General features: G+C 75.3%; 9 protein-coding genes. 7 read left to right on the forward strand and 2 right to left on the reverse strand.

Annotation, left to right across the window (positions count from 1 at the left end):
* Positions 1-499 precede the first annotated feature (499 nt).
* Complete coding sequence (locus ACFZBX_RS17110) at positions 500-1,501, forward strand: NAD-dependent epimerase/dehydratase family protein (protein ID WP_391534549.1); 1,002 nt, start codon at positions 500-502, stop codon at positions 1,499-1,501.
* Between the two features lie 273 nt (positions 1,502-1,774).
* Positions 1,775-2,953, forward strand: a complete 1,179-nt coding sequence (gene moeZ, locus ACFZBX_RS17115; RefSeq protein WP_350546734.1) for an adenylyltransferase/sulfurtransferase MoeZ — start codon at positions 1,775-1,777, stop codon at positions 2,951-2,953.
* Between the two features lie 63 nt (positions 2,954-3,016).
* Here moeZ and ACFZBX_RS17120 read toward each other — a convergent pair whose 3' ends face one another.
* Positions 3,017-5,773, reverse strand: coding sequence for a flippase-like domain-containing protein (locus tag ACFZBX_RS17120; RefSeq protein WP_391534550.1), 2,757 nt, complete (start codon positions 5,771-5,773; stop codon positions 3,017-3,019).
* A gap of 134 nt (positions 5,774-5,907) precedes the next feature.
* On the opposite strand from ACFZBX_RS17120, the gene ACFZBX_RS17125 reads away from it, so the two are divergent.
* The 4 genes from ACFZBX_RS17125 (at position 5,908) to ACFZBX_RS17140 (ending at position 14,652) form a co-directional block, all read left to right on the forward strand.
* Positions 5,908-6,318 carry an MGMT family protein gene (locus ACFZBX_RS17125; RefSeq protein WP_391534551.1) on the forward strand — a complete coding sequence of 137 codons (411 nt, stop codon included), beginning with the start codon at positions 5,908-5,910 and terminating at the stop codon, positions 6,316-6,318.
* Between the two features lie 136 nt (positions 6,319-6,454).
* Positions 6,455-9,790, forward strand: coding sequence for an ATP-dependent helicase (locus ACFZBX_RS17130; protein ID WP_391534552.1), 3,336 nt, complete (start codon positions 6,455-6,457; stop codon positions 9,788-9,790).
* A 136-nt stretch (positions 9,791-9,926) separates the two neighbouring features.
* A complete protein-coding gene (locus ACFZBX_RS17135) occupies positions 9,927-13,196 on the forward strand; it encodes an ATP-dependent DNA helicase (protein WP_391534553.1) in 3,270 nt (1,089 codons plus the stop codon).
* Between the two features lie 190 nt (positions 13,197-13,386).
* Entirely contained in the window at positions 13,387-14,652 is a 1,266-nt protein-coding gene (locus ACFZBX_RS17140; protein ID WP_391534554.1) for a PP2C family protein-serine/threonine phosphatase, read from the forward strand.
* A gap of 6 nt (positions 14,653-14,658) precedes the next feature.
* On the opposite strand, the gene ACFZBX_RS17145 is transcribed toward ACFZBX_RS17140, so the two are convergent.
* A complete protein-coding gene (locus tag ACFZBX_RS17145) occupies positions 14,659-15,630 on the reverse strand; it encodes an endonuclease/exonuclease/phosphatase family protein (RefSeq protein WP_391534555.1) in 972 nt (323 codons plus the stop codon).
* A 133-nt stretch (positions 15,631-15,763) separates the two neighbouring features.
* Between ACFZBX_RS17145 and ACFZBX_RS17150 the strand changes: the two genes are divergently transcribed.
* Entirely contained in the window at positions 15,764-16,399 is a 636-nt protein-coding gene (locus tag ACFZBX_RS17150; protein ID WP_391534556.1) for a PadR family transcriptional regulator, read from the forward strand.
* Positions 16,400-16,427: the final 28 nt, after the last annotated feature.

Below are 16,427 nucleotides of genomic sequence, written 5' to 3' on the forward strand. Positions count from 1 at the left end.
CGGGCACGACGGACACCCCGTGATCGGCCGCCGTTAACGCCATGATCGGGAAGAGGTCACTCCGGTTCACTCGATCAGGTGGCAGCCAGGCAAGTGACCGATGGATTCCCCCGGGCCGGACCTACCTTTCTGCTGTCGGACCGAACAGGTGTGGGGGAGTCGCGTCCGCCGGAGGGGCCGGAGGGCGGCCGCGCGAGGGACGCCGACGGCCGCCGCCGGACGCCGGCCCGGCCACGGCGCCCCCCGGCGGACCGCCCACCCCCGCCCGGGCCGCCCCCGCGGCGGCGGGTGCCGCCGCACCGCAGCCCGAGCCGCTCGCGGGCGGCACCGGCGCCGCCGGTGTACGCGTGGCCGGTGCCGAGCCGCCCCGAGGGGCACCGGTGACCCCTCGGGCGCACACCGGTGCGCGCCCGACCGTTCGATTCCGCTCGATTTCCCGTTGTTCACTCGGACCCGCCAGGCCGTGCCCCGGTCTGGCTTCGTGGAAGGACGCCCCCGAATGAGGGTGCTGCTGCTGGGCGCCGACGGCTTCATCGGCCGTCGGGTCACCGACCGCCTGCTCGTGGATCCGGAGTTGCAGGTGACGGTGCTCGGCCGGCGTGACTCCGCCGACATCCGTTTCGACCTGACCACCGGCAGTCCGGGCGCGCTGGCCCGGTTCCTGGACGCGGTCGCGCCGCAGGTGGTGATCAACTGCGCGGGCGCCACCTACGGCAGTTCGCGCACGCTGATCCGGGCCAACACGCTGGCCGTGGCGACGGTCTGCGAGGGCATCCGGCGCAGCCGGGAGCCGGCCCGGCTGGTGCACGTCGGCTCGGCGGCCGAGTACGGGCCGGTGCCGGGCGGGGTCCCGGTGTCGGAGAGCTCCGAGCCGCGTCCGGTGGGCCCGTACGGGGTGTCGAAGCTGGCGGGTACGGAGCTGGTGCTGGCCTCGGGGCTGGACGCCACGGTGCTGCGGGTGTTCGACGTGGTGGGGCCGGGGGCGCCGACGGCCTCGCTGTTCGGGCGGCTGGCGGAGGGCCTGCGGCGGGCGCTGGAGCGCGAGGAGTCCCAGGTGCGGATGCCGGACCTGTCCGGATACCGGGATTTCGTCGATGTGCGGGACGTCGCGCGGGCGGTCCAGGCGGCGGCTGTGTCGGCCGCGACGGGGGTGATCAACATCGGCAGCGGGCACGCCGTCCGGGCGCGCGAGGCGGCCCAGCTGCTGGTCCGGGCGTCGGGCTTCGAGGGGGCCATCGTGGAGGAGAACCGGCAGGTGGTGCTGCCCGCGCAGGCCGGCGGGACGGTCGAGCACGTGCCGGGGCACGTGCCCGCGCACCACCTGCCGGGCCACCGTCCGGCGGAGCCCCGGCCGGGCGAGGGCCGGGTGGCGTCGGGCGAGCCGGTGCCGTGGCGGCAGGCGGACGTGCGCACCGCCCGGGACCGTCTCGGCTGGCGGACGCAGGTGCCGCTGGAGGAGTCGCTGGGCGACGTCTGGCTGGAGACGGCCTGCCGGGTCTGACCCCGGCCCCGCACTCCGCGCGGTCCACCGCAGGCCCCGGACGGCCCCGCAGCAGGGCCGTCCGGGGCCTGATCGCGGTCCGGCCGGGGCCTGACCTGGGCCTGTTCCGTGGTCCCACCATCCGGCGCGGCCCGTCTCGCCCATCGGACGAGCTGTCTCGGAATACCGGAGCGGCATGACACTGTTGGCGTAACAGAGCCACCTCGGTGGCGGAGCAACAATGCCCCTAGAGGTTGGCCCTGGCCACCTGAACTGACGACCATCGGAGTCCCCGTGTCGCTGCCACCCCTGGTCGAGCCGGCCGACGAGCTCACCGTTGACGAGGTCCGCAGGTACTCCCGCCACCTGATCATCCCCGACGTGGGCATGGCCGGGCAGAAGCGGCTGAAGAACGCCAAGGTGCTGTGTGTCGGCGCCGGCGGCCTGGGCTCGCCCGCGCTGATGTACCTGGCGGCGGCCGGTGTGGGCACGCTCGGCATCGTCGAGTTCGACGTGGTCGACGAGTCGAACCTGCAGCGCCAGATCATCCACGGCCAGTCGGACATCGGCCGCTCCAAGGGTGAGTCGGCGCGCGACTCGGTCAAGGAGATCAACCCCTACGTCGACGTGATCCTGCACGAGGAGCGCCTCGACAACTCCAACGTGATGGAGATCTTCTCCGGCTACGACCTGATCGTGGACGGCACCGACAACTTCGCCACCCGCTACCTGGTGAACGACGCCGCGGTGCTGCTCGGCAAGCCGTACGTGTGGGGTTCGATCTACCGCTTCGACGGCCAGGCGAGCGTCTTCTGGGCCGAGCACGGCCCTTGCTACCGCTGCCTCTACCCGGAGGCGCCGCCGCCGGGCATGGTCCCGTCCTGCGCCGAGGGCGGCGTGCTGGGCGTGCTGTGCGCGTCGATCGGCTCGATCCAGGTCACCGAGGCGATCAAGCTGCTGGCCGGGGTCGGCGACCCGCTGGTCGGCCGGCTGATGATCTACGATGCCCTGGAGATGAACTACCGCCAGGTGAAGGTCCGCAAGGACCCGAACTGCGCGGTCTGCGGCGAGAACCCGACCGTCACCGAGCTCATCGACTACGAGGCCTTCTGCGGCGTCGTGTCGGAGGAGGCGCAGGCCGCGGCCGCCGGTTCGACGATCACCTCCAAGCAGCTCAAGCAGTGGCAGGACGAGGAGGAGGACATCTTCCTCATCGACGTCCGCGAGCCCGGCGAGTACGAGATCGTCAACATCCCCGGCGCGGTGCTGATCCCGAAGAACGAGTTCCTGATGGGCAACGCCCTGGAGCAGCTGCCGCAGGACCGGAAGATCGTGCTGCACTGCAAGTCGGGCGTCCGCTCGGCCGAGGTGCTGGCCGTGGTGAAGTCGGCCGGCTTCGCCAACGCCGTCCACCTGGGCGGGGGCGTGCTCGGCTGGGTCAACCAGATCGAGCCGCACAAGCCGGTCTACTGATCCGCAGCGTCCGGTGAACGTGTGAAAGGGCCCGCTCCGGCGGGCCCTTTCGCGTGCCACGCCCTAGAGCGCGCCCTTGCGCTGGAGCACGTTGTAGGAGATCCAGCCGGGCAGCACCGGCAGCCAGAAGGTGAGCGCCCGGTAGAGGAAGACCGCCGGGGTGGCGACGGCGGGCGGCACGTCGGCGACGGTGAGCGCGCCGATCAGCGCGACCTCGACCGGGCCGATGCCGCCGGGGGTGGGGATGGCGGAGCCGGCCGCGTTGGCGGTCAGGAAGACCACGGCGACCGCCGAGAAGGAGATCGAGCCGCCGAAGGCCTGCACCGAGGCGTCCAGGCAGGCGGTGAAGGAGAGCGTCAGCAGCAGGATGCCGCCGAAGCCGGTGATCAGCTTGCTGGGCGTCTGCATCAGGTCGAGCATCCGGGGCACCACGCCGAAGAACAGCGAGCGCAGCCGGTTCAGCACGAACCGCCGCAGCGGGGCGACCGCCGCGACCACCAGGGCCAGCACGGCGGCGCTCAGCACGCCGATGATCACCGCGCGGGAGGCGGAGAGGTCGCCGTTGGTCTGGCTGCCGGTGATGAGGCCGAAGCTGAACAGCAGCAGCAGGTGCCCGGTCAGGCCGGCCAGCTGGGAGGCGCCGACCGAGGCGACCGCCTGGCCGGAGCGGATGCCCGCCTTCTGCAGGTAGCGGGTGTTCAGCGCGATGCCGCCGATCGCGGCCGGGGCGACCAGCTTCACGAACGACCCGGCGACCTGGGCGGCCACGGTGCGGCGGAACGGCAGCTTCTCCGGGACGAAGCCGGTCAGGCTCATCGACGCGGCGACGTAGGAGAACGCGGCCGCGGCGAGCGCCACCGCCGCCCAGGCCCAGTTCATCTGGGAGAGCTTGAGCTGGGCCGGCTTGACGGTGGTCAGCGTCAGGTAGGCGGCGAAGGTGAGCGCGACCACCATGATCAGGCTCTTCGGCTTGAGCCGCTCCAGCTTGGCCGGCTCCATCGGCGCCTCGGGGGCGATCTGCAGGATCTGGGCGCGGATCCGGCTCAGCAGGTCCTCGCCGGCGGCCGCGATATCCTCCTCGGCCTGCTGCTGGGTGCGCTCCCCGGCGGCGACCTGCTCCAGCGCCCTGGCCTGGGCGGCGGCCTTGCGGTCCTTGGTGAGCCGCTTCAGGTCGACGCGGGTCGAGCGGCTCATGCCGACCGGCTGCAGCAGCGGCAGCGACTGGGCGACCCGCTCGGCGCCGAGCACCGCGTTGGCGGTGGCGACGGTGCGCTCGGGGCCGATCCGCAGCGCGAAGGTGGTGAGCAGCTGGGCGACGTCGATGCGCAGGGTCAGGTCGGTGGCGGCGATGTCGCCGCCGGAGAGGTTGACCAGGCAGGCCGTCTTCCCGTCGACCACCAGCAGCGACTCGCCGGTGAGCCGGCGGTGGGCGATCCGGCGCTCGTGCAGGGCGGCGACCGACTCCCAGAGCGAGGCCATCACCTGGTCGGTGACCTCGTCGTCGGCGAGGTCGTCCAGGATGCGGCCCTCGACGTTCTCGTAGACCAGGATCGCGGCGTCCGGGCCCAGCTCGGAGGTGGCGACCAGCTGCGGGGCGCGGGCGCCGGAGGCGGCGGCCGCGTAGGCGATCAGCGCCTCCTGCTCCAGCGCCTGGCGCAGCGACTGCGGGCTGCGCCGCACCGCGACCGAGCGCAGCCGCAGCCGGCGCCAGGCCCGGTAGAAGAAGCCGGAGGCCTGCTGCTCGCGGTCGACGATGTGGACGTCCAGCGGCGGGCCGCTCTGCTGGGCGACCAGGTAGCGGCGGGTGCCGCCGGGGGCGTCGGGGGCGCGGTGGGCGCTGGCCGGGGTGAAGCCGACCTTGCGCAGGCCGATCATCAGGTGCTGGCCGGTGGGCCGGATGTTCGGCGAGCCGATCGCGTAGAGGGTGCCGTAGGCGACGGACCAGCCGATCAGCACGGTGAGCAGGAGCGACAGCGGGGTGGTGTAGCCGCCGAGCAGTTCGGTGATGCCGCTGAAGACGACCACCACCCACAGGGCGACCCGCCACCGGGGTCTGCTCGACATGCCGACCGCCGTCATGTAGGCGATCACCGGGGCGAGGTAGCCGTGCACCGGGTCGGTGAGGGTGCCGACGGAGTCCAGCGGGAAGCGGGTCAGGGCGTCCCGGATGTGGTCGGAGGCGCCCTCGGCGACCCACCAGTCGATGCCCAGCGAGACGCCGTAGGCCAGCACCGAGGCGAGCACGCCGTCGGCGACCCGCAGGCCGTCGCGCTTGATCAGCCGTTCGACCGCGAAGGCGAGCGGGACGGCCAGCACCGCGACGTTGGAGACCAGGCCGGTGATGGTGGAGAGCACCGGGGAGAAGCGGGGCGCGTTCTCGGCGATGTCGATCTCGATGCCGGTGGTGGTGGAGGTCGCCACCCCGGCGAGCACGAAGACCGCGATGATGCCGAGGACGCCGGCCAGGAAGCGGATGAGGTCGGAGGGGCGGTGCGCGCGGGCGGCGAGCAGCGGCTCGTCGACGTCCAGGTGCGGGGCGTCGTCCAGCGGGTCGGGCCCGGAGCGCCGCCCGGGGTCCCCGGGTTCCCCGGGCGGGTCCGACGCGGTTGCGGCGGCCTCGGGGGCGGACGGCTGGGTCGGTACGACGGCGGGGGCCCCGTGCGCGGGGCCGGCCGGCTGGGGGCTCTTGATCGTCCGGTCCTTGATCAGGGAGACTTCCGGTGGGGCCTCGGCGGCGGTGTCGCCGACGCCGCCCGCGGGCATGCCGTCCGAGGACTCGTCGGAGCCCTCGTCCACACCCACGTCAGCCGTCCCGGTCATCTGGTCTTGTCCTCGTATCACCACTCACCGCCCCGAAGATGGTGGCATGCCTCGGCGCCCCGCGCTGGACAGGGGCCGGATCGGGCGCGGCGGATCGGCCGCCCCGGGCCCGCGGACCGGCCGGATACGGAAGGATGCCGCAGGTGACGGACGCACCCGACGACACCGCCCCCGGCGAGCTGCCGCCCTTCGCCGAACTGGTGCTCGACCTGACCGAGCGGATTCCACCCGGCCGGGTGATGACCTACGGAGACGTCGCCGAGTACCTCGGCCAGGGCGGCCCCCGGCAGGTCGGCCGGGTGATGGCCCTGTACGGCGGCGCCGTGCCCTGGTGGCGGGTGATCCGCGCCGACGGCCGGCTGCTGCCCGGCCACGAGCACCGCGCCCTCGCCCGCTACGGCGAGGAGGGCACCCCGCTGCGCGAGCTCGCCGACCCGCCCCGGGTCGACCTGCGGCGCGCCCGCTGGGACGGCCGGCCAGCCGTGGACACCCGGGACGCCGAGGACGCCGAGGACGTCGAGGACTTCGAGGACGTCGAGGACTGAGATCGGCGGAACCCCGTGCGCGGACGGGAATGACGGGGCAGGATCGTAGGCTCGATACGGCGGGCCCCTCGGCGGGCCCGCCCGCAGTTGCCCGAGCACGACCCCCAGGACGTCCGTGAGCTCCCCCTACCGTTTGGTGCGCAGCCCCCTCGTGCCGCCCGCCCCGCCCGGACTCGACGCGTACCAGCGCGCCGTGGTCGAGCACGCGGGCGGCCCGCTGCTGGTGCTCGCCGGGCCGGGCACCGGCAAGACCACCACCCTCGTCGAGGCCGTCGCCCGGCGGATCGAGGCCGGCGCCGACCCCGAGCGGATCCTCGTCCTCACCTTCAGCCGCAAGGCCGCCATGGAGCTGCGCGACCGGATGGCCGGGCGGCTCTCCGCCACCGCCGCCGGCGCGCGCGCCGCCGCCCCCCAGGCCACCACCTTCCACTCCTTCTGCTACGCCCTGCTGCGCGCCCACCAGGACCCGGCCGACTACGCCGAGCCGCTGCGCCTGCTCTCCGGCCCCGAGCAGGACGTCATGGTCCGCGAACTGCTCGCCGGCGGCGCCGAGGACGCCCGGCGCGGCCGCTCCCGGATCGCCTGGCCGCTGGACCTGCGCGCCTGCCTCACCACCCGCGGCTTCGCCGACGAGGTCCGCGCCGTGCTCGCCCGCAGCCGCGAGCTCGGCCTCGGCGAGGCCGAACTGGCCCGCTTCGCCGAGGGCGTCCAGCGCCCCGACTGGGCCGCCGCCGCCCACTTCCTCGCCGACTACCTGGACGTCCTGGACCTGCGCGGCGTCCTCGACTACGCCGAGCTGGTGCACCGCGCCGTGCTGCTCGCCGACCGCCCCGAGGTCGAGCGGAGCCTGCGCGAGCGCTACGACGCCGTCTTCGTCGACGAGTACCAGGACACCGACCCCGCCCAGGTCCGGCTGCTGCGCCGGCTCGCCGGCGGCGGGCGCGAACTGATCGCCGTCGGCGACCCCGACCAGTCCATCTACGCGTTCCGCGGCGCCGACATCAACGGCATCCTGGAGTTCCCGCAGACCTTCCGGCACGCCGACGGGCGCCCCGCCGACGTCAAGGTGCTGCGGGTCTCGCGCCGCTCCGGCGCCGTGCTGCTCGCCGCCGCCGGCGAACTCACCCGCCGGATGCCGATGGGCCGGCTGCCCGCCGACAAGCTCGCCCAGCACCGCTCCCCGCTGCCCGCCAGGGAGGGCGGCCGGGTCGAGGTCTACACCTACCCGACGCCCGGCGCCGAGCTGGACTCGATCGCCGACCTGCTGCGCCGCGCCCATCTGGAGGACGGCGTGCCGTGGGGCGAGATGGCCGTCCTGGTCCGGGCCGGCGCCCGGTCCATCCCCGGCGTGCGGCGGGCGCTCGGCGCGGCCGGCGTCCCGCTGGAGATCGACGGCGACGACCTGCCGCTGCGCGAGGAGCCGTCCGTCGCGCAGTTGCTGCTCGCCCTGCGGGTCTGCGCCGAGCAGGCCGTCCGCGACCGGCAGACGGCCGAGACCGGCGACGGCGGGCCCGACCCGCTCACCACCGACCTCGCCCACGCCCTGCTCACCGGACCGCTCGGCGGCCTCGACGGCGCCGACCTGCGCCGCCTCGGCCGCACCCTGCGCGAGGAGGAACGCGCCGCCCTGCGCGCCGAGGCCGCGCACGGCGACGGCGCGCCCGCCGCCGTGCCCCGCCCGGCCGGCGACCTGCTGCGCGAGGCCCTCACCGAACCCGAGCGCCTCGCCGTCCTCGACGCCCCGTACGCCCGCCGCGCCCACGACCTCGGCACCCTGCTGCGCAAGGTCCGCGAGGCCCTCGCCGGCGGCTGCACCGCCGAGGACGCCCTGTGGCAGCTGTGGGACGGCTCCCGGCGCTGGCGCGAGCGGCTGGAGCGGGCCGCCCTGCGCGGCGGCGCCGCCGGCCGCAACGCCGACCGCGACCTCGACGCGGTCTGCGCCCTGTTCGAGACCGCCGCCCGCGCCGAGGAGCAGGTCACCGGCCACCGCGGCGCCCTCGACCTGCTGGCCGAGCTGGAGGCCCAGGACATCGCCGCCGACACCCTCACCGTGCGCACCGTGCGCCCCGAGGCCGTCCGGCTGATGACCGCCCACCGCTCCAAGGGCCTGGAGTGGCGCCTGGTCGTCGTCGCCGGCGTCCAGGACGGCCTCTGGCCCGACCTGCGCCGCCGAGGCTCCCTGCTGGAGGCCGACCGGATCGGCCGCGACGGCCTCGCCGAGCCGCTCACCCCCACCGCGCTGCTCGCCGAGGAGCGCCGCCTCTTCTACGTGGCCGCCACCCGCGCCAAGGACCGGCTCGTCGTCACCGCCGTCAAGGCCCCCGCCGACGACGGCGACCAGCCCTCCCGCTTCCTGCGCGAGCTCTACCGCGAGGACGTCGACCCCAGGACCGGCCGGGTCCTGCGGCGCACCCCGCAGGTCGTCGTCGAGGACGTCACCCACCGCCCGCGCCGCCCGCTCGCCGTGCCCGCGCTGGTCGCCGAACTGCGCGCGGTCACCGTCGACGCCACCCGCTCGCCCGAACTGCGCCGCGCCGCCGCCGAACGGCTCGCCACCCTCGCCCTCGCCACCGACGACGAGAACCGCCCGCTGGTGCCCGCGGCCCGCCCGGAGAGCTGGTGGGGCCTGGAGGACCCGACCGCCGCCCCCGACCCGCTGCGCTCCGCCGACCTGCCGGTGCGGCTGTCCGGCAGCGGCCTGGAGCAGCTGGAGAACTGCTCGCTGCAGTGGTTCCTCGACAAGGAGGTCAAGGCCCGCGGCGCCTCCTCCGCCGCGCAGGGCTTCGGCAACGTCGTGCACGCCCTCGCCGACGAGGTCGGCTCCGGCCGCACCCCCGCCGACCTCGCCGTCCTGATGGAACGGCTGGACACCGTCTGGGACGCGCTGGCCTTCGACGCGCCGTGGAGGTCCCAGCAGGAGAAGACCGAGGCCCGCGCCGCCCTGGAGCGCTTCCTCACCTGGCACGTGATGGCCCGCGGCCGCGACGTCGTCGCGACCGAGCACGACTTCGACGTCACCCTCGACGCCGGGGGCGTCCAGGTGCGCATCCGCGGCTCGATGGACCGGGTCGAGAAGGACGAGGCCGGGCGCGCCTACGTCGTCGACTTCAAGACCGGCAAGCAGACGCCCACCGACAAGTCGCTGCCCGAGCACAAGCAGCTCGCCGTCTACCAGCTCGCCGTCCGCGCCGGCGCCCTCAACGGGCTGCCCGGCTTCGACGCCGCCGCCCCCGAGTCCGGCGGCGCCGAACTCGTCCAGCTGCGCAAGCCCGACAAGAGCGCGGCCGACGCGCCCAAGGTGCAGCGGCAGGACCCGCCCGAGGGCGAGCCGTGGATCGAGAACCTGCTCGCCGACGCCGCCGGGCGGGTCCTCGCCGAGCGGTTCGTCCCGCAGACCGGCGGCGGCTGCGACCGCTGCGCCTTCCGCCGCAGCTGCTCCGCCCAGCGCGACGGCACCCAGCTCGTCGAGTAGCCGGGTTCGCCGAGCAGCCCGGCTCGGCGACCAGGGCCCGGCGAACGGCCGGTGGACGCCGGATGTGGCGGACGCGGCACGTGGCCGTCGCCACAGCGGCGCCCCGGCTGTCGGTGCCCCCGGCTACCGTTGCGTGGTGACCGCCGTGCTCAGCCATCCAGACCAGCTCAAGGAGCTGCTGGGCATCCCCTTCAACCGGGAGCAGATGGCGGCCATCGGCGCCCCGCTGCGACCGGCCGTCATCGTCGCCGGCGCCGGCTCCGGCAAGACCACCGTGATGGCCGCCCGGGTCGTCTGGCTGGTCGGCTCCGGGGCCGTCCGCCCCGAACAGGTCCTCGGCCTGACCTTCACCAACAAGGCCGCCGGCGAACTCGCCGAACGCGTCCGCGCCGCCCTGCACCGGGCCGGCGTCGCCGACCCCGACGACGAGGAGGTGCTCGGCGAACCCGAGATCTCCACCTACCACGCCTTCGCCGGCCGCCTCCTCAAGGAGCACGGCCTGCGCATCGGCATCGAGCCCGACACCCGGCTGCTCGCCGACGCCACCCGCTTCCAGCTCGCCGCCAAGGTGCTGCGCACCGCGCGCGGCCCGTTCCCCGCCCTCACCGGCACCTTCGCCAACCTGGTCGCCGACCTCACCGCGCTCGACGGCGAACTCGCCGAACACCTCGTCGAGCCCGCCGCCCTGCGCGCCTTCGACGAGGACCTGCTCGACACCCTCGCCGGGGTGCGGCTGAGCAACGAGGACCTGCGGGCGGTGCCCGCCACCGCCCGCGCCCGCCTGGAACTGCTGCGCCTGGTCGAGGACTACCGGCGCCGCAAGGGCGCCGCCGGCCTGATGGACTTCGGCGACCAGATCGCCGCCGCCGCCCGCCTCGCCCAGCAGCGCCCCGAGGTCGGCGCCCTGCTGCGCGACCAGTACCGGGTGGTGCTGCTCGACGAGTACCAGGACACCTCGGTCGCCCAGCGCCTGATGCTCGCCGGGCTGTTCGGCGCCGGCCCGCAGCACGGCCCCGGCAGCCCCGACGCCCCCGGCAGCCCCGACGGCCCGGCAGCCCCCGGGCAGTCCGCCCCCGGCCACCCCGTCACCGCCGTCGGCGACCCCTGCCAGGCCATCTACGGCTGGCGCGGTGCCTCCGTCGCCAACCTCGACGACTTCCCCCGCCACTTCCCCAACGCCGACGGCACCCCCGCCGACCGCTACGCGCTCAGCGAGAACCGCCGCAGCGGCGGGCGGCTGCTCGCCTTCGCCAACGGCCTCGCCGCGCCGCTGCGCGCCATGCACGAGGGCGTCGAGGCGCTGCGCCCCGCCCCCGGCGCCGAGACCGACGGCCTGGTGCGGGCCGCGCTGCTGCCCACCCACGCCGAGGAGGTCGACTGGCTCGCCGACGAGATCGCCCACCTGGTGCGCACCGGCACCGCCCCCGGCCGGATCGCCGTGCTGTGCCGGGGCGGCGCGGCCTTCCCCGACGTGCACGCCGCCCTGGTCTCCCGGGACGTGCCGGTCGAGGTGGTCGGCCTCGGCGGACTGCTCCACCTGCCCGAGGTCGCCGACCTGGTGGCGGTCTGCGAGGTGCTCCAGGACCCGACCGCCAACGCCGCACTCGTCCGGCTGCTGATCGGCCCGCGCTGGCGGATCGGCCCGCGCGACCTCGCCCTGCTCGGCCGGCGCGCCGCCGAACTCGTCCGCACCGAGCGCCCCGAGGGCGCCCGGGCGCTGGCCGCCGCCGTCGCCGAGACCGACCCCACCGAGGTGGTCTCGCTCGCCGACGCCCTGGAGACCTTCCTGGACGCGCAGGAGGCCGACGAGCTGCCGTTCTCCGCCGAGGCCCGGATCCGCTTCGCGCGGCTCGCCCGCGAACTGCGCGAGCTGCGCCGCTCGCTCGCCGAGCCGCTGATGGACGTGCTGCACCGGGTCCTCGCGGTCACCGGTCTGGAGGTCGAGCTGGCCGCCTCCCCGCAGGCGCTGGCCGCCCGCCGCCGGGAGACCCTGCACGCCTTCCTCGACGTCGCCGCCTCCTTCGCCGACCTCGACGGCGACCCCGGCCTCGCCGCCTTCCTCGGCTTCCTGCGCGCCGCCCAGGAGCACGACCGCGGCCTGGACGCCGGCCTGCCCGGCGGCGAGGACACCGTCAAGGTCCTCACCGCGCACAAGTCCAAGGGCCTGGAGTGGGACGTCGTCGCCGTCCCCGGCCTGGTCAAGGGCGCCTTCCCGTCCTCCTCCCCGCGCGAGCGCTGGACCAGCACCAAGCGCGTCCTGCCGCACGCCCTGCGCGGCGACGCCGCCACCCTGCCCGACGTGCGCGGCGGCTGGACCGCCAAGGCGATGAAGGAGTTCAAGGCCGCCCTCGCCGAGCACTCGGCCGTCGAGGAGCTGCGCCTGGGTTACGTCGCCTTCACCCGCCCGCGCGCCCTGCTGCTCGCCTCCGGCCACTGGTGGGGGCCCAGCCAGAAGTCCCCGCGCGGCCCGTCCGCCTTCCTGGAGCAGCTGCGCGAGCACGTCGAGAGCCCCGGCAACGGCGAGACCGCCGTCTGGGCCGATCCGCCCGCCGAGGGCGAGGAGAACCCGGCGCTCGCGGCGCCCGTCGAACGCCCCTGGCCGCTGCCGCTCGACCCGCACGCCCAGCACGCCCGCCGCCGGGTCGCCGAGGTCGTGCACCGCCGGCTGGCCGGGGCGCCCGCCCCCGAACCCGAGCCGATGGCCCCCGAGGACCGCCGGCTGGTGGAGTCCTGGGACCGCGACCTGACCGCGCTGATCGGCGAGTTGGAACGCTCCCGCAGCCGGGTGCGGCAGGTGCCGCTGCCCGCCTCGCTCTCCGCCACCCAGCTCCTGCGCCTGGCCGCCGACCCGGACGGCTTCGCGCACGACCTCGCCCGCCCGATGCCCCGCCCGCCGCAGCCCGCCGCCCGGCGCGGCACCCGCTTCCACGCCTGGGTGCAGTCCCGGATCGAGCCGCTGATGCTGATCGGCCCCGGCGCGCTGCCCGGCGCCGACGAGGACGGCATCGAGGACGAGCAGGACCTCGAACGCCTCAAGGAGGCCTTCCTGCGCACCCCGTACGCGCACCGCGAGCCGCTGCGCGTCGAGGCGCCGTTCCAGCTGGTGCTGGCGGGCCGGGTGGTGCGCGGCCGGATCGACGCGGTCTATCGTGACGGTGACGACGGGTCAGAAATCGGCGGCGCGTCACGCTACGAAGTGGTGGACTGGAAGACGCACCGCGAGGAGAGCGCCGATCCGCTCCAACTCGCCGTCTACCGGCTGGCGTGGGCTCAGCAGGCGGGCGTCCCCCTGGAGCAGGTCACGGCCTCGTTCCTGTACGTCCGCAGCGGCCGGATCGAACAACCCGCAGGACTTCCCGGCCGAAAAGAGTTGGAACGGCTCCTGATCGGGAACAGTGAAGAATGAGTCACGGAGAGCATTCAAGTCATCACGGCATCGGGCGAAACCTGTGCGTAGTGCACGTTTCGCGCATATTGTGGGGTCGGTAACCGGTCAACCCCCGAGCTCCGGCCGCCAGCGAGGCCCGCATTCCCTAACCCTCAGTCATCACCGCAGGTGCCCACGGGCATCGGCGTCTTCTGCTGGAGAACCGAAGTTGAGCGCGACCGGATGGATCAGAGAACGGTTCGCCGGGCCGACCCCGGGGGCCGCACCCGGCGCGACCGGCACCTGGCCGAGGACGGCACTGTCGCTGCCGTTCATCGGCATGGCGCTGGTCGTCGTCCTCGACTACTTCACCGACGCCGCAGTGACCGTCGAACCGGCGCTCACCGCCGTTCCGGCGCTGGCCGCCGTGGTCAGCCGCCGCACCTGGTACCCACTCGCCATCGGCGCCTGCACCGAGGCCGCCGCGTTCCTGATGGCCTTCCACAACGACGTGCTCGGCGAGTCCGTGCACAGCGCCACCGTCTTCGCCATCGTCCTCGTCGCCGCGATCGGCTGGGTCAGCGCCACCCTGAGGCTGCGCCAGGAGCGGCTGCTCGCCGACGCCCAACTCGTCGCCTCGATCGCCCGGCGGGTCCTGCTGCGCCCCGTCCCCGACCGGGTCGGCACCGTCCGGGCCGCCGTCCACTACGCCGCCGCCGCCGCCCACGCCCGGATCGGCGGCGACCTCTACGAAGTCGTCAACACCCGGCACGGCGTGCGCGCCGTCGTCGGCGACGTCCGCGGCAAGGGCCTGGGCGCCGTGGAGACCGCCGCCGCCGTGCTCGGCGCCTTTAGGGAGGCCGCCCACCAGGAGGCCGCCCTCGACAAGGTCGCCGGCTGGCTCGCCGACAGCCTCGACCGCGCCCTGCACGAGAACGACCACCCCGGCGTCGAGGAGGAGTTCGTCACCCTCGTGCTGATCGGCGTCGGCCCCGACGGCACCGCCGAGATCGTCAACTGCGGCCACCCCGCCCCGCTGCTGCTGCGCGGCACCGAGGCCGCCCGCCCGCTGGAACTCGCCGAGACGGTGCCCCCGCTCGGCGTCCTCGACCCCGCCGACGTCCGCCCCCCGGTCCACCGCGTCCCGCTCGCCCCCGGTGACCGCGTCCTGCTCTTCACCGACGGCGTCATCGAGGCCCGCGACCGGGCCGGCGCCTTCTACCCGCTCGCCGAACGCCTCCCGCGCTGCGCCGACGGCGGCGGCCCCGTCGAGGTGCTGCGCCGGCTGCACGAGGACGTGGTGCGCCACGTCGGACGGCAACTCGGCGACGACGCCGCCATGCTGCTCCTGCAGTACGAGCCGCCGCCCGCCGCCGGCCGCCCGGAGGCCGCCGCCACCGCGCACGCCCCCGACGACCCCGCCCGCCCGCTCACCGCGCCCGTCCCGCCCGTTCCCCTGGTGCCCCAGCAGAACGGGCACCTGTCCCGGCAGTGACCGCTCCTACAGCGACACCCGCACCACCAGCGGCCGGTGGTCCGACACCGCCGAGCGCGGTGCGGACGCCGGCCCCACCGCCGAGCGCGGCACCCCCACCGCCAGCACATGGTCGAACTGCACGGCAGGCCGGTGCGACGGATAGGTCGGCGTGCGGGCCAGGTCCGACCAGCCCTGCAACCGCGCCCGCGGCTCCCGCACCCGCCGCCGGCGCGGCTCCACCAGCGCCGGCCGGGCCCGCCGGGCCGTCCGCAGCTCCCGCACCCGCACCCTCGGCGCCGACCGCTCCAGCGCGCTCGCCCCGCCCAGCACCGTGCGCGGCACCGCGCCCACCAGATTGAAGTCCCCCAGCACCAGGTACGGCTGCGGCAGGTCGGCGATCCACCGGCGGATCGCCGCCAGCTGCGCCATGTTCCAGCCCGGCACGAACGACAGGTGCGCGGCCACCACCGTGAACGGGCCGCGCGCGCCCTCCAGTACGGCCGCCAGCGCTGCCCGCGGCTCGTCCGGCACCGGCGTCAGCCCGCGCCGCCCGGCCACCCGCAGCGGCAGTCCGAACGGGGCCGGCGCGAACCGGCGGGCCCGCCAGTGCCGCACCGGCAGCCGGGTCAGCAGCGCCGTGCCGTACGCGGGCGGCGCGGCGTCGTCGACCTCGGCCGGTCCGTAGACCCGGATTCCGGCGGGCGCCGAGGCCTCCGGCAGCCAGCCGGCCACCGGTGCGGGCCGGCCGTGCAGGGCGGCGGCGAACCGCCAGTCCTTGGCGCCCATCGCGGCGGCGGCGACGGCGGCCTGGTCGGTGCCGCCGGAGCGGGCCTGGCGGCGGTCCACCTCCTGGAGCGCCAGGACGTCGGCGTCCAGCTCGGCCACCGCCTGCGCGAGCGGCCCGCCGGGGTCGGCCGGGTAGGGCCGCGGGGCGCCGTCGGGCGCGAGCGGCTGACCGTGCAGCAGATTGAAGGTGGCGATGCGCAACTGGCTCACGCCCCCCGACGTTACCCGCCGCCGGTGACGGCCCGGCCCCCGGCCGGACGTCCCGGGGCCGGGCCGCCGCTCCGGCCCCGGTGCCGGCCCCCTCGGCTTGACCCGTCGAGCATACCGGGTATACATACTCGGTATGTCCATCCGCCACGGCCTGCTCGCCCTGCTCGACCAGGGGCCGCGCTACGGCTACCAGCTGAGAACCGAGTTCGAGGCGCGCACCGGCGCCACCTGGCCGCTCAACGTCGGGCAGGTCTACACCACCCTCTCCCGCCTGGAACGCGACGGCCTGGTCGTCCCCGCCGGGGAGGACGAGGAGGGCCACCAGTTCTACGCCGCCACCGACGCCGGCCGCGCCGAACTGCGCTCCTGGTTCGACACCCCGGTGCCGCGCACCAACCCGCCCCGCGACGAACTGGCCATCAAACTCGCGATGGCCGTCACCGTCCCCGGCGTCGACGTGCCCGCCGTCGTCCAGGGCCAGCGCCGGCACAGCATCAAGGCGCTCCAGGACTACACCCGCCTCAAGGCCCGCGCCCTGGCCGGCGAGAGCCGCCCCGACGGCGCCGGCGAACCCGGCTCCGACCTCGCCTGGCTGCTCGTCCTCGAGCAGCTGATCTTCCAGACCGAGGCCGAGGTCCGCTGGCTCGACCACTGCGAGATCCGGCTCGCCCAGCACGCCGAGGTCGAACAGGCCCGCGCCGCCGAGGCCCGCGACAGCGGGAACGCCCCGGCGCCCACCCGCTTCGGGCGCCGCCGCACCAAGGCCTGAACCACCCCGGGGGCCCGGCCCCCGCCCG

The sequence above is a fragment of the Kitasatospora sp. NPDC008115 genome, assembly GCF_042957205.1.
Classification (GTDB): domain Bacteria; phylum Actinomycetota; class Actinomycetes; order Streptomycetales; family Streptomycetaceae; genus Kitasatospora.

Excerpts from the sequence above, each read along its gene's own strand:
- ACFZBX_RS17110 (WP_391534549.1), top strand. The coding sequence starts at position 500 with ATGAGGGTGCTGCTGCTGGGCGCCGACGGCTTCATCGGCCGTCGGGTC.
- ACFZBX_RS17120 (WP_391534550.1), bottom strand. The coding sequence starts at position 5,773 with ATGACCGGGACGGCTGACGTGGGTGTGGACGAGGGCTCCGACGAGTCC.
- ACFZBX_RS17125 (WP_391534551.1), top strand. The coding sequence starts at position 5,908 with ATGCCGCAGGTGACGGACGCACCCGACGACACCGCCCCCGGCGAGCTG.
- ACFZBX_RS17150 (WP_391534556.1), top strand. The coding sequence starts at position 15,764 with ATGTCCATCCGCCACGGCCTGCTCGCCCTGCTCGACCAGGGGCCGCGC.